At 69.7% G+C, this 13246-nt stretch carries 11 protein-coding genes and 2 tRNA genes; 6 read left to right on the forward strand and 7 right to left on the reverse strand.

Translation table 11 applies throughout. The features are described 5' to 3' along the window. Nucleotides 1–20: 20 nt before the first annotated feature. Together PVT71_RS01490 and rpiA are read right to left on the reverse strand one after the other, a co-directional pair. A complete protein-coding gene (locus PVT71_RS01490; RefSeq protein WP_353472727.1) occupies nt 21–1478 on the reverse strand; it encodes an FAD-dependent oxidoreductase in 1458 nt (485 codons plus the stop codon). Between the two features lie 168 nt (nt 1479–1646). Beyond that, on the reverse strand, nt 1647–2417 hold the full coding sequence (gene rpiA / locus PVT71_RS01495) for a ribose-5-phosphate isomerase RpiA (protein WP_353472728.1): 771 nt from the start codon (nt 2415–2417) through the stop codon (nt 1647–1649). Nucleotides 2418–2601: 184 nt separating this feature from the next. Here rpiA and PVT71_RS01500 point away from each other — a divergent pair, with 184 nt between their 5' ends. Beyond that, on the forward strand, nt 2602–3975 hold the full coding sequence (locus tag PVT71_RS01500; protein ID WP_353472729.1) for an L-serine ammonia-lyase: 1374 nt from the start codon (nt 2602–2604) through the stop codon (nt 3973–3975). 9 nt (nt 3976–3984) lie between these two features. Here PVT71_RS01500 and PVT71_RS01505 read toward each other — a convergent pair whose 3' ends face one another. The 3 genes from PVT71_RS01505 to PVT71_RS01515 form a co-directional block, all read right to left on the reverse strand. Then, nucleotides 3985–4512, reverse strand: coding sequence for a GNAT family N-acetyltransferase (locus PVT71_RS01505; protein WP_353472730.1), 528 nt, complete (start codon nt 4510–4512; stop codon nt 3985–3987). After that, on the reverse strand, nt 4509–5108 hold the full coding sequence (locus PVT71_RS01510) for an XRE family transcriptional regulator (protein WP_353472731.1): 600 nt from the start codon (nt 5106–5108) through the stop codon (nt 4509–4511). The genes PVT71_RS01505 and PVT71_RS01510 overlap by 4 nt, the downstream gene beginning before the upstream one ends. A 72-nt stretch (nt 5109–5180) precedes the next feature. Then, nucleotides 5181–6425, reverse strand: a complete 1245-nt coding sequence (locus tag PVT71_RS01515) for a malonyl-CoA decarboxylase (RefSeq protein WP_353472732.1) — start codon at nt 6423–6425, stop codon at nt 5181–5183. A 374-nt stretch (nt 6426–6799) separates the two neighbouring features. Between PVT71_RS01515 and PVT71_RS01520 the strand changes: the two genes are divergently transcribed. The 5 genes from PVT71_RS01520 to PVT71_RS01540 all read left to right on the forward strand — a co-directional run bounded on the left by PVT71_RS01520 (nt 6800) and on the right by PVT71_RS01540 (nt 12804). After that, the gene (locus PVT71_RS01520; protein WP_353472733.1) at nt 6800–7825 is read left to right on the forward strand and encodes a BMP family protein; all 1026 of its coding nucleotides are present in this window, start codon (nt 6800–6802) and stop codon (nt 7823–7825) included. Nucleotides 7826–7847: 22 nt separating this feature from the next. Then, a complete protein-coding gene (locus PVT71_RS01525) occupies nt 7848–9386 on the forward strand; it encodes an ABC transporter ATP-binding protein (protein WP_353472734.1) in 1539 nt (512 codons plus the stop codon). Nucleotides 9387–9526: 140 nt separating this feature from the next. Continuing rightward, complete coding sequence (locus PVT71_RS01530; RefSeq protein ID WP_353472735.1) at nt 9527–10573, forward strand: ABC transporter permease; 1047 nt, start codon at nt 9527–9529, stop codon at nt 10571–10573. Next, complete coding sequence (locus PVT71_RS01535) at nt 10570–11517, forward strand: ABC transporter permease (protein ID WP_353472736.1); 948 nt, start codon at nt 10570–10572, stop codon at nt 11515–11517. Before PVT71_RS01530 ends, PVT71_RS01535 begins: the two co-directional genes overlap by 4 nt. Beyond that, nucleotides 11518–12804: an amidohydrolase family protein gene (locus PVT71_RS01540; RefSeq protein ID WP_353472737.1), complete on the forward strand. Its 1287-nt coding sequence runs from the start codon at nt 11518–11520 to the stop codon at nt 12802–12804. It abuts the gene before it with no gap. 149 nt (nt 12805–12953) lie between these two features. Here the strand turns inward: PVT71_RS01540 and PVT71_RS01545 are convergent. Both PVT71_RS01545 and PVT71_RS01550 read right to left on the reverse strand, forming a co-directional pair. Further along, nucleotides 12954–13028 (reverse strand) — tRNA-Glu (locus PVT71_RS01545). Between the two features lie 125 nt (nt 13029–13153). Next, nucleotides 13154–13228, reverse strand: a tRNA-Glu gene (locus tag PVT71_RS01550). Nucleotides 13229–13246 lie beyond the last annotated feature (18 nt).

The following is a 13246-nucleotide window of genomic DNA, read 5'->3' on the forward strand; positions in this document are numbered from 1 at the left end:
TGTGCATTATCCCCGCAGATTCAAGCGGTGCGCACAGGGTTCCGCATGGTCACGATCTCTTCGGCCATGGTGGGATGCACCGCTACGGTGCGGTCGAAATCTTCCTTGGTCGCGCCCATCTTCACCGCGATGCCCGCCAGCTGGATCATCTCGCCGGCGTTCGGCGCGACGATATGGCAGCCCAGAACGCGGCGCGTCGCCTTCGAGACGATGAGCTTCATCATCACCCGGTCGGGCCGTCCGGCAAAGGCCGTCTGCATCGGCCGGAACGAGGTGGCGTAGACCTCGATCGGCTCCTGCTCGGCGGCGTCCTCCTCCGACAGGCCCACCGTGCCGAACTCGGGCTGGGTGAAGACCGCCGAGGGGATCAGCTCGTGATCGACCTTGGTGGGGTTGTCCTTGAACACCGTCTCGACGAAGGCCATGCCCTCGCGGATCGCCACGGGGGTCAGGTTCACCCGGTCGGTCACGTCGCCGATGGCGTGGATCGAGGGCACCGCGGTGGCGCTGTAGTCGTCCACCACGATCTCGCCCTTGCGGCCGAGCTTCACCCCGGCCTCCTCGAGCCCCATGTTCTGCGTGTTGGGCGCGCGGCCGGTGGCGAAGAACACCTTGTCGAAGACCTTCACCTCGCCGTTGGTGCCCTTCACGAGGATCGGCCCCTCGCCCGGCGTGCCGCCGCTGCGGTCGGCCAGCATCTCCTGCATCGACGCGCCCATCGACACGCCCGCGAGTTCCTTGCCCTCGAGATCCTCGGCGGTGGCGCGGCGCATCTCGAGGATGTCGGTGCCGCAATGCAGGTGCACGCCGTTCTCGATCATGCTCTCGGCGATCAGCCCGCGCGCCTGCTCGTCGAAGCCGCGCAGGATCTGCGCGCCGCGGTAGTATTGCGTCACCTCGACCCCCAGCCCGTTGAGGATGCAGGCAAACTCGCAGGCGATGTAGCCGCCGCCGACGATCAGGATCGACTTCGGCAGCTCCTCGAGGTGGAAGATGTCATCCGACACCAGCCCCAGCTCGGCATTCGGGATCTCGGGACGCACCGGGCGTCCGCCGGTGGCCACGAGGATGTGTTTGGCCGTGAACGTCTCGCCGGTCGAAAGTTCGACGGTGTGGGCGTCCTTCACGATGGCCCGCGCGTCGTAGGAGGTGACGCCGGAATTCTTCAAAAGGTTCCGGTAGATGCCCTCGAGCCGGTCGAGCTCGGCGTTGAGCCGGTGCTGGAAGCTGCTCCAGTCGAAGCTGCCCGCCGCGATGTTCCAGCCGTAGCCCCGCGCGTCCTCGGTGATCGAGCCGTATTCGGAGGCGAAGACCATCAGCTTCTTGGGCACGCAGCCACGGATGACGCAGGTGCCGCCATAGCGATCCTCCTCGGCCAGCGCGACCTTCGCGCCGGTCTCGCCCGCCGCGACCCGCGCCGCCCGGACGCCGCCGGATCCGCCGCCGATGACAAAAAGATCATAGTCAAAGTCGCTCATGGCTCGCCTCTTGGTCTGTTGGCCGAGAGGTAGACCACAGGCCGCTACGGAAGGCCAGAGGCGGCGGGACCGGATGGGCCGCAGGCCCGGCGTCCCGGGCGCGCTGATCGGCAATGAAAAAGGCCGCCCGAATGGGCGGCCTATCGGCTTTCCTGACCGGTAGGGAGCTTACAGTCCCGCCGCCTCGGCAAGGTCGATCTCGCTCACGCTCACCGCCCCGCCGGCGCCGTCGCGCAGCTCGGCCCGGCCGTCCTCGTGGCCGATCACCACCTTGTCGCAGATGCCGATGAAGAGCCCGTTCTCGACCACGCCGGGGATCTGGTTCAGCGCCAGCGACAGCGCCTTCACGTCGCCGATCCGCTTCAGGTGCAGGTCGAGCACGTGGTTGCCCTCGTCGGTGATGAAGGGCTGGTCGCCGGCCATGCGCAGCGAGGTCTCGCGCCCGTCCACGTCCATGTCGGCCAGCAGGCGCTCGACCAGCGTGCGGGTCGAGACGCCGCCGAAGCGGATCACTTCCAGCGGCAGAGGGAAGGCGCCCAGCGTGGCGACGTCCTTGGCCGCGTCGGCGATGACGATCATCTGGTCCGAGGCCGAGGCCACGATCTTCTCCTGCAGGTGCGCGCCGCCGCCGCCCTTGATCAGGTTCAGCGCCGGGTCGAACTCGTCGGCGCCGTCGATGGTGAGGTCGAGCCAGCCGGCCTCGTCGAGGCTGATCACCTCGATGCCGACCTTGCGCGCCAGCTCGGCGGTGCGGGTCGAGGTCGGGACCGCGCGGATCTTCAGCCCCTCGTCGCGCACGCGGCGGCCGAGGTATTTCACCAGCCAGGCGGCCGTCGATCCGGTGCCGAGACCGACGCGCATGCCGTCCTCGACGAAATCGGCGGCGCGGCGCGAGGCCACGAATTTTGCAATGTCGGTCGGCGAAAGCTCTGCGGTCATCGCTGCGATTCCTCTGTTTCCGGATGTCGCGGCGCTTATAGGATGATCGCGCCGCGCAGCGATAGGCCAAACTCGATGACTCCCGCAGCGTTTTCCTTCGCCGAAATGCCGCAAATCTCCATGTGATCCGGCGCCGCCCCGGGCTAGGGTCCGCCGCAACCGCAGAGCAGAGTCGAGGTCCCCGATGTTTCTTTCCGTGTTCGAGATGTTCAAGGTCGGCATCGGCCCGTCGTCGTCGCACACCATGGGGCCGATGGTCGCCGCCGCGCGCTTCCTCGACCGGCTGCGCGCCGCGCCCTTCGCCGCCTCGGGGCTGCGCGCCTCGCTGCACGGCTCGCTCGCCTTCACCGGCGTCGGCCATGCCACCGACCGCGCCACCATCCTCGGCCTCGCCGGCTTCGCGCCCGAAAGCTACGACGCCGAGGCCGCCGAGGCGGCGCTGGCCGCGATCGCCGAGACCGGCATGGTTCACCCCGAGGGGCTGGCCCCGCTGAAGTTCGACCCCAGGACCGACCTGCGCTTCGACTACGACCGCGCCCTGCCCGGCCACGCCAACGGCATGATCCTGATGGCCACCGACGCGCAGGGCGACGTGATCCTGCAGGAGACCTACTACTCGGTCGGCGGCGGCTTCGTGCTGACCGAGGCCGAGCTCAGCTCGGGCGAGGACAAGGACCACGGGCCCGCCGTGCCCTTCCCCTTCCGCAGCGCCGCCGAGATGCTGGAGATGGCCGCCACGTCGGGCCTCTCGATCGCCGAGATGAAGCGCCGCAACGAGCTCTCGCGCCGCCCCGCCGCCGAGCTTGACGCCGGGCTCCTGCGGATCTCCGAGGTGATGATGAATTGCCTCGACCGCGGCCTCGAAGGCGGCGGCATCCTTCCCGGCGGGCTGAACGTCAAGCGCCGCGCCGGCAACATCCACGCGCAGCTCATTGCCGAGCGCGGCCGCAACCTCACCGCGCCGCACGTGATCAACGACTGGATGAGCTGCTACGCCATGGCGGTGAACGAGGAGAACGCCGCCGGCGGGCAGGTGGTCACCGCCCCCACCAACGGCGCGGCGGGCGTGGTGCCCGCGGTGCTGCGCTACTGGCTCGACTTCGTGCCCGGCGCGACCCCCTCGCGCATCCCCGAGTTCCTGCTCACCGCCGCCGCCATCGGCGGGCTGGTGAAGTACAACGCGTCGATCTCCGGCGCCGAGGCCGGCTGTCAGGCCGAGGTCGGCAGCGCCTCGGCCATGGCCGCCGCAGGGCTCTGCGCCGTGCTGGGCGGCACGCCCGCGCAGATCGAGAACGCCGCCGAGATCGCGCTCGAGCACCATCTCGGCATGACCTGCGACCCGGTGAAGGGGCTCGTGCAGGTGCCCTGCATCGAGCGCAACGGGCTCGGCGCGATCAAGGCGGTCTCGGCCGCGTCGCTGTCGCTGCGCGGCGACGGCACGCACCTCGTCTCGCTCGACGCCTGCATCGAGACCATGCGCCAGACCGGCCGCGACATGGGCCACGAGTACAAGGAAACCTCGCTCGGCGGCCTCGCGGTCAACGTGCCGAACTGCTGAGGCGGGGCGTCAGGCCGCCCGCGCGCCCAGCCGGTACATGAACAGCGTCGCGTCCCGCCGCGCCGTGCCTTCCGGGGCCAGCGCGTATTCGGGAATTTCTCCCGCGGGGAGGAAGCCGCAGGAAGCGTAGAGCCGCTGCGCCGCGTCGCCGGTGCGGGTGTCGAGCGTGATGAGATCCCGCCCCAGCCCCTCGGCGCGGGTCAGCAGCGCCTCGACCAGCGCCCGCGCCAGACCGCGGCGGCGGAACTCCGGGTGCACCAGCATCTTCGAGATCTCGGCCCTATGGGTCTGGTTCGGCATCCCCGCCAGCGCCAGCGAGACCGTGCCCACCATGCGCCCTCCCTCGAAGGCGCCGAAGAGGATGCGGCCGCCGCTCTCGATCTCGGGAACCAGCCCCTCCCAGAAGCGCAGCGCCTCGGCCTCGCCGAAGGGCATGACGAAGCCCACGCTCGCCCCGTCCGCCACGCAGGCGGCGAGGATCTGCGCCAGATCCCGCAAGTGGTCGCGGATCCCGGATGCGGGAATCTCGCGGATCACGGCGTCACCAGCACCAGCACGTAAAGCGCCGGTTTCTTCTTGCTGAGCGCCGAGAACCGCGTCGGCCCCTCGAGCCGGTAGCGCAGCGTGTCGCCGGCGGAAAGGTCATGCGCCGTGCCCTCGACCTCGACCCGCAGCTTGCCCGACAGCAGGTGCAGGTGGTGCTCGAGCCCGGCCACCGGCGAGGCGTCATAGGCGATCTCGGCCCCCGGCTGCAGCGTGCATTGCAGCATCTCGGCGGCGAGCCCCGTGGCGGCGGGCGAGATCACCCGGCGGGTGAAGCCAGTGGCCTCGTCGGTCCATTCCGCCTGCCCGGCGGCGGGCACCAGCGCGGTGAACCCCTCCTCGACCATGGCCATCAGCCGCGACATGCTGAGCCCGTAGGCAAGGCAGAGCTTGCCCAGCACCTCGGCGGTGGGGCTGGTCTCGGCCTTCTCGAAGCGCGACAGCGCGGCGCGCGAGATGCCGCTGCGCTCGGCCAGCTGGTCGAGCGTCAGCCCGGCCTCGGCGCGCAGCGCGGCCAGCCGCCGGGCAAGCCGCGCCGAGAGGCTGGAGGGATCGTCGGCGGCGGGGACCGCGAGGGCAGGCTCGGACATGCGCGAACTCCGGGAATAGAATCTCGATAACGAGAAATATTCCCGAATTAGGCCGCAATGGCAAGCCGCGGCTCAGGCCTGCGCCTTCTCCCGCCCCGCCGAGAGCGATTTCACCGCAGACGAGGCGATCACCTCGCCCGAGCCCGCGAAACGGTCGTGGTACTGCTCGACCTTCGCAAGATCGTAGAGGTAGTTCACCATCGTCCCGCCCGACTGGCGCTGGCCATTCTCGGACGTGTCCGCCCCCGCGTGCACCGCGTGGACCATGGCACCGTTGCCGAGGTGGAAGCGCGCCACCGGGTCGCGCGGCCGCCCGTCGGCGGTCTTGGCGGTCAGCAGGTAATGCGCCGCGAGCTGGGTCATCCGCTTCGCATCCGCCGGGTCATAGGCCACGCCCTGCTCCTCGAGCCAGCGCACCAGCCCGGGGATCGGCGAGAGCGTGACGAAGGTCTTCAGCCCCGGCAGCGCGCTCGAGAGATCCGCGACCACCTGCTTGATCAGCGAGTTGCCGAAGGAGATCCCCGCCAGCCCCGGCTGGCAGTTGGAGATCGAGTAGAACACCGCCGTGTCGGCGCTGGCCTCGCCCATCGGCGCCCGCTCCTCGCCGAGCAGCGCCTGGATCGAGCCCGGCACGCCGCGGGTCAGCGCCACCTCGACGAAGATCAGCGGCTCATCCGGCATCGCCGGGTGGAAGAAGGCAAAGCAGCGCCGGTCGGGCGGCGCGAGGCGGCGGCGCAGGTCGTCCCAGCTCTGGATCGCGTGCACCGCCTCGTAGGCGATGATCTTCTCGAGCACATGCGCCGGGCTCTCCCAGCTGATCGGGCGCAGCACGAGGAAACCGCGGTTGAACCAGCTCTTGAAGAGGTGGCGGAAATCCTCGTCCAGCGCCTCGAGCTCGGGCTCGCCCCGGCCCAGCCGCAGGAGGTCGGCGCGCATCCGCACCAGCCGCTCGGTCGCGCCGGGCACCATGTTGAGCCGGCGCAGGAGCTCGGCGCGCGGCGGCTCGGCGGCGGCCATGAAGGCGCGGTAGCTCTGCCCCGAGGGCGCGGCCTCGTAGGCCGCCAGCGCCGCGCGCACCGCCTCGGCGTCGACGTTGAGCGCGGCGAGGCCATGGAAGGCCTCGAGCTTCTCCTCGCCGGTCATGCCGTCGTAGCGCTGCAGCACGTGGCGGGCGAGCATGGCGGCGACGCTCTCGCTGCGCGCCTCGAGAAGTTCCCGCACCAGCGCCGGCAGCGGCCGCGGATCGCGCCGCAGCCGCGGCACCACGTCGGCGCGGCGGTCGAAGATGGTTCCGAGCAGATCGGCCAAGAGACTCATGGGCCCTCCTTTCCGGCTCCCCCCTCTGCAAGCCTGCGCAGCGGGCCGCGCCGTGACAAGCCCGTTCGCGACGGTGCGCGGGCTTCCCCCATCTCTTCGAGACGTGCAGCCATCGCGCCCCGGACCGGCGCAAGGCCCCCGGACGCGCCCCGCAAGAAAAGATGAGCGCCCACGGCCGATTTCAGCCTAAACTTGCGCGCCGCGCCCGGGCCGCGCCCTCCTGCCCGTTCGCTAGGCACCTACCCGCGCCCTGCCCATGCTGCAGGCGAAATTTCCGCCGCCCGGCACGGCGCCAATTGCCTCGAATCAATGCGTTCCTTACCGAATGGTAAAAAATTCACACGGCACCCACAGGGATGGAAAAGGATAGACGGATGGTTGTTACGAAACAGGCCGGGCTGCTGACCCGGAGATCCATGCTGATGCGCAGCGGAGGTCTGGCCGCCCTCGCCGGCACCGGGCTCGCCGGCAGGCTCATGGCGCAGGAGCCGATCAGCGTGGCGGGCATCTACACCGTGCCGGTCGAGCAGCAATGGGTCAGCCGCATCCACGTCGCCGCCGAGGCGGCCAAGGCGGCGGGGCTGATCTCCTACACCTATTCCGAGAACACCTCGAACACCGACTACCCGCGCGTCATGCGCGAATACGCCGAGAGCGGCGCCAAGCTCATCGTCGGCGAGATCTTCGGCGTCGAGCAGGAGGCCCGCGAGGTCGTGCTCGACTATCCCGAGACCGCCTTCCTGCTCGGCTCGTCCTTCCTGCCCGACGAGGCCTATCCGAACCTCGGCGTCTTCGACAACTACATCCAGGACGCCTCGTATCTCTCGGGCATCATCGCCGGCGCGATGAGCGAGAGCGGCAACATCGGCATGGTCGGCGGCTTCCCAATCCCCGAGGTGAACCGGCTCATGCATGCCTTCATGGCCGGCGTGAAGGAAAGCAAGCCCGAGGCCACCTTCCAGGTCAGCTTCATCGGCTCCTGGTTCGATCCGCCCAAGGCCAAGGAAACCGCCTTCGCGATGATCGAGAACGGCGCCGACCTGCTCTACGCCGAACGCTTCGGCGTCTCGGACGCGGCGCAGGAGAAGGGCGTCCTCGCGATCGGCAACGTCATCGACACCCAGGCCGACTACCCCGAGACCGTGGTCGCCTCGGCGCTCTGGGACTTCGGCCCGACGCTGGCGGCGGCGCTGGCCAAGGTGGCGGACGGCAGCTTCTCGGCCGAGAACTACGGCAGCTATTCCTTCATGAAGGAAGGCGGCTGCGCGCTCGCCCCGCTCGGCACCTTCGAGGGCAAGATCCCGCAGGCGGCGCTCGATCTGGTGGCAGCGAAGGAAGCGGCGATCAAGGACGGCTCCTTCACCGTCGAGATCAACGACGAAGAGCCCAAGTCCTCGTGAGGACGCGGGTGAGGAACCGGCAATGACCAAGACCAAGGAGGCGCAGGACATCGTCCTGCGCCTTTCCGGCATCACCAAGCGCTTCGGCGCGCTGACCGCCAACGACGCCATCAGCTTCGAGCTGGCGCGCGGCGAGGTCGTGGCGCTGCTGGGCGAGAACGGCGCCGGCAAGACCACGCTGATGAACATCCTCTTCGGCCATTACACCGCCGACGAGGGCACGGTCGAGGTCTTCGGCCAGCCGCTGCCCCCCGGCCTTCCGGGCGCGGCGCTGGCGGCGGGCGTCGGCATGGTGCACCAGCATTTCACCCTCGCCGACAACATGACCGTGCTCGAGAACATCCTGCTCGGCACCCGTCCCCTCTGGACCCCCGGCCTCGGCCGCGCGGCGGCCCGGCGGCGGGTGCAGCAGCTCTCGCGCGATTTCGGCCTCGCCGTGCATCCCGACGCCCGCGTCGCGACGCTCTCGGTGGGCGAACGGCAGCGGGTCGAGATCCTCAAGGCCCTCTACCGCGAGGCCCGCATCCTGATCCTCGACGAGCCCACCGCCGTGCTCACCCCGCAGGAAAGCGACGCGCTCTTCGAGACGCTGCGCCGCGCGGTGGCACAGGGGCTCTCGGTGATCTTCATTTCGCACAAGCTGCACGAGGTCATGGCGGTTTCCTCCCGCGTGCTGGTCCTCCGCCATGGCAGGCTCGTCGGCGAGGTCGCCACCGCCGACACCGACCGCCACCAACTCGCCGAGCTGATGGTCGGGGCCGAGATCACGCCCCCCGCCCCCGCCGAGGCCCGCCCCGGTGCCACCTTGCTGAGGCTGGACAAGGTCTCCACCCTCGCGCGCGGCAACCGCACCGGGCTGCGCTCGGTGGATCTCGAGCTGAGGGCCGGGCAGATCCTCGGCCTCGCCGGGGTCTCCGGCAATGGTCAGGGCGCGCTCGCCGACCTGCTGTCGGGGCTCGAGACGCCCAGCGCGGGCCGCATGGAGCTGGCCGGGAAGGCCGTCACCCGCTGGTCCCCCCGCGACGCGCTCGCCGCCCACATCGGCCGCATCCCCGAGGACCGCCACAGGACCGGCACCATCGCCGATTTCACCCTGACCGAGAACGCCGTGCTGGAGAGCTACGCGGAGGCCCCCGTGGCGAAAGCCGGATGGATGGACTGGTCCGCCGCCCGCCGCGCCGCCGAGGAGATCATCGCCACCTACGACGTGCGCTGCCCCGGCCCCGACACCCGCATCCGCCTGCTGTCGGGCGGCAACATGCAAAAGCTCATCCTCGGCCGGGTGCTCGGGGCACAACCGATGATCATCCTCGCCAACCAGCCCGTCCGCGGCCTCGACATCGGCGCGGTCACCTACGTGCAGGAGCGCCTCATCGCCGCCCGCGACGCCGGCGCCGCGGTGCTGCTGATCTCCGAGGACCTCGACGAGGTGCTGACCCTCTCGGACGTGGTGCGGGTGATCTGCGAGGGAAGGCTCTCGCCGGAATTCCCGCGCGGCAGCCGGACCCCTGCGGAACTCGGCCAGTGGATGGCCGGACAGGGCTTCGACGATGCCGCCTGAAATCCTGTCTGAAACCCCGCCCCACCCCCCGCGCTACCCCTGCGCTTCTTCTCTTTCCAAATACGCAGATCCCGCCGCTGCCGCCCGCGCCCCCGCCCGGGCAGGGGCGCAAGACCCCAGAGCCCCCGCCAGAGCCTCCCATGCGCCTTGATCCCATCACCGCCCCCTCGCCCGCCCGCAGGCTCGGCCTGCCCGCGCTGGCGCTCGGCGCCACGGTGCTTGTCGCCATGGGCCTCGCGCTGATCGCCGGGGCCGACCCGCTCGCCACGCTGGGCCTCATCGTCAAGGGCGCGGCGGGTTCGAAATTCGCCCTGCTCGAGACGCTGAACCGCGCGACGCCGCTGATCTTCACCGGGCTCGCCGTTTCGGTCGCCTTCCGAGCCCGGCTCTGGAACATCGGTGCCGAGGCGCAGCTCTACGCCGGGGCGCTGATCACCGTGGTGATCGGCACGCAGCTCGGCCTGCCGGGGCCCCTCGCCCTGCCGCTCATGGCGCTCGGCGCGGTGCTCGCGGGTGCGCTGGTGCTGCTCGGGCCGGTGCTGCTGAAAACCCGCCTCGGCGTCGATGAGGTGGTCACCACCTTGCTGCTCAACTTCATCATGGCGCTCTTCATCTCCTACCTGCTCGAGGGGCCGCTGAAGGACCCGATGGGCATGGGCTGGCCGAAATCCCCGGCCCTGCCGAAGGACGCGCGCCTGCCGCGGCTCATCGAGGGGCTGCGGCTGCACTGGGGCTTCGGCCTCGCGCTCATCTCGGCACTCGCGGTCTGGGTCATGCAGACCCGCACCACGCTCGGCTACGAGATCCGCGCCACCGGCCTCAACGCCGAGGCGGCGCGCTTCGCCGGCATCCCGGTCGGCCGGGTGCTGGTGAAGACCGCGCTCATCTCCGGCGGGCTTGCCGCGCTGGCGGGCTTCTCGGAAGTGGCCGGCCTCAAGGGCAACCTCACCGCCGACCTCTCGCCCGGCTTCGGCTACACCGGCATCGTGGTCGCCATGCTGGCGCTCCTGCACCCGCTCGGCGTCGTTGTCTCGGCGCTCTTCGTCGCCGGGGTCTTCGTCGGCGCCGACAGCATGTCGCGCGCCGCGGGCGTGCCGACCTACATCGCCGACATCCTGCTGGCCACGGCGCTGCTCTTCATGGTGCTGGCGATCCTTCTCACGAAAGTCCGGGTGGTGCGCGGATGACCGACCTCATCGACATCCTGCTTTCGGCGAGCTTCTGGGCCGCCGTGCTGCGCATCGCCTCGCCGCTGATCTTCGCCACGATGGGAGAGCTGATCTGCGAACGCGCGGGCGTGCTCAACCTCGGCATCGAGGGGATCATGGTCTTCGGCGCCTTCGCCGGCTGGATGGCGGTCTACGCGGGGCTCGGCCTCTGGCCCGGCGTGCTGGTCGCGCTGCTGGCCGGAATGGCGTTCGGCGCCCTGCACGCGCTGCTGACCGTGCCCTTCGGCCTCTCGCAGCACGTGGTCGGGCTCGGCATCACCATGCTCGCCACGTCCTCGGCCTATTACGCCTACCGGCTCGCCCTGCCCGAGGTGACCAGCCCGCCGCGCATCGCGCCCTTCCAGCCGCTGCACATCCCGGTGCTGTCGGACATCCCGTGGCTCGGGCAGGCGCTCTTCTCGCAGACCGCGCTGACCTGGGCCGGCTTCGCCTGCGTCGCCGTGGTGGCGCTGGTGCTCTACCGCACGCCGCTCGGCCTCGCGGTGCGCGCCGCCGGAGAGAACCCGCAGGCGGTCGAGGCGCAGGGGCTTTCCGTCGCCGCGATCCGCATGGGCGCGGTGATCGTCGGCTCGGGGCTGATGGCCGTGGGAGGAGCTTTCCTCACCATGTCGGCCTTCTCCTCCTTCTTCTTCGAGATGGTCAATGGCCGCGGCTGGATCTGCATCGCGCTGGTGGTCTTCGGCGCGTGGAAGCCCGGCAAGGCGCTCTTGGGCGCGCTGCTCTTCGCCGGCTTCGACGCGCTGCAGATCCGCCTGCAGCAGACCCCGATGGGGCAGATCGTGCCCTACCAGGTCTTCCTGATGATCCCCTACGTGCTGTCGATCCTCGCCCTCATCCTCATGTCGCGCCGCGCCGAAGTTCCGGCGGCGCTGATGACCCCCTTCAACCGCGGAGAGCGCTGAATGGCTTCCTTCGACATCCTCGTGACCGGCGGCACCCTGCCGGACGGGACCACCGCCGACATCGGCATCACCAAGGGCCGCATCGCCGCCATCGGCGACCTGACGGGCTCCGAGGCGGGCGAGACCATCGACGCCTCCGGAGACCTCGTGTCGCCGCCCTTCGTCGATCCGCATTTCCACATGGACGCGACGCTGAGCTACGGCACGCCGCGGATCAACGCGAGCGGCACGCTGCTCGAGGGCATCGACCTCTGGGGCGAGCTGCGCGAGCAGGCGACGGTGGACGAGATGGTCACCCGCGCGCTGGAGTATTGCGACTGGGCGGTCTCGCTGGGCCTGCTGGCGATCCGCAGCCATGTCGATACCACGCCAGATCACCTGAACACCGTCACCGCGATGCTGGAGGTGCAGGAGAAGGTGAAGCCCTACCTCGACCTGCAGCTCGTCGCCTTCCCGCAGGACGGCTTCCTGCGCACGCCCACGGGGCGCGAGAACCTGATCCGCGCGCTCGACATGGGCGTCGGCGTGGTCGGCGGCATCCCGCATTTCGAGCGCACCATGGCGGATGGCGCCGCCTCGCTGAAGGAGCTCTGCGAGATCGCCGCCGAGCGCGGCCTGCTGGTCGACATCCATTGCGACGAGACCGACGATCCGCTCTCGCGCCACATCGAGGCGCTGGCCTACGAGACGCAGCGCCTTGGCCTTCAGGGCCGCGTCGCGGGCAGCCACCTCACCTCCATGCACTCCATGGACAACTACTACGTGTCAAAGCTTCTCCCGCTGATTGCAGAGGCGGAGATCTCGGCCATTCCCAACCCGCTGATCAACATCACCCTGCAGGGACGCCACGACAGCTACCCCAAGCGCCGCGGCCTCACCCGGGTCAAGGAGATGCAGGCGCAGGGCATCCGCGTCGGCTGGGGGCAGGACTGCGTGCGCGACCCCTGGTACTCGCTCGGCACCGGCGACATGCTCGACGTGGCCTTCATGGGGCTACACGTGGCGCAGATGACCTCGCCGCAGGAAATGGCGCGCTGCTTCACCATGGTGACCGAGGAGAACGCGAAGATCCTGCACCTGCAGGATTACGGGCTGGCGGTCGGCAACACGGCCTCGCTGGTCGTGCTCGACGCGGGCGATCCGATCGAGGCGCTGCGGCTGCGGCCCGACCGTCTCTGCGTGATCTCGAAGGGCAAGGTGGTCTCGCGGCAGGCGCGCAACGACGCGAAGCTGGCCCTGCCCGGCCGCCCCGGCAGCGTGCGGCGGCGGCACAAGGTCCCGGCCTGAGCACACGAGACGCGAAACGCTGTCCCTGCGGGGACAGCATTTTCCGCCACCCGGAGGGCAAGACACACAAACGCGAAAAGGGCACGCGGAAGCCGCGCGCCGTTCGGCGTCTCGCTCATGTCGATGTCATGTCGAAGTCATGGGAGAAGTGGCAGCCCGTAGGGGAATCGAACCCCTCTTTCCAGGTTGAAAACCTGGCGTCCTAACCGATAGACGAACGGGCCATGCTGGAATTTCACCGCACCAGATGTGCGCGGCGAGGCTTCCTGGGCGAGCCTCTTGTACCCCAGCTGACCCGGTGTCTGACCCCCGGTTTTGCCTGTCCCCGCGGGGACGAAAGCAAAACCAGTGGCAGCCCGTAGGGGAATCGAACCCCTCTTTCCAGGTTGAAAACCTGGCGTCCTAACCGATAGACGAACGGGCCGTGCCGGCTGGTGAGGGG

It is taken from the genome of Salipiger sp. H15, from assembly GCF_040409955.1.
Classification (GTDB): Bacteria; Pseudomonadota; Alphaproteobacteria; order Rhodobacterales; family Rhodobacteraceae; genus Salipiger.